Source organism: Psychrobacter sp. TB20-MNA-CIBAN-0197, assembly GCF_040309765.1.
In the GTDB taxonomy this organism is placed as follows: Bacteria; Pseudomonadota; Gammaproteobacteria; order Pseudomonadales; family Moraxellaceae; genus Psychrobacter; species Psychrobacter submarinus.
Window position 1 is genome coordinate 1 of sequence record NZ_JBEOPC010000867.1, and the last position, 260, is coordinate 260.

1 pseudogene is annotated in these 260 nt (G+C 58.8%); it reads right to left on the bottom strand.

The features are described from left to right. Window positions 1-41: 41 nt before the first annotated feature. Window positions 42-260, bottom strand: a pseudogene (locus AAEY83_RS16350) (hypothetical protein); the annotation flags it as partial.

The window sequence follows — 260 nt, forward strand, 5'->3', positions numbered from 1 at the left end:
GTGCAACTTTACCTTGCAGACTCATGCAAGTTTCTCCTGATTCAGGCCTGCGCTGCGCGAGCGGCAGCGAAGGCGTCTGGGGTATTGAGATTGGAAGTCGAAACGCCTTCGGCGCAACGTTTGTTCAGGCCAGCGAGGACTTTGCCCGGGCCGCACTCGACCAGATTGGTCGCGCCCTTGGCGGCCAACGTCTGTACCGATTCAACCCAGCGCACTGGCTTGTAGAGCTGTTCGAGCAGATCACGCTTGAGGGTTTCCAG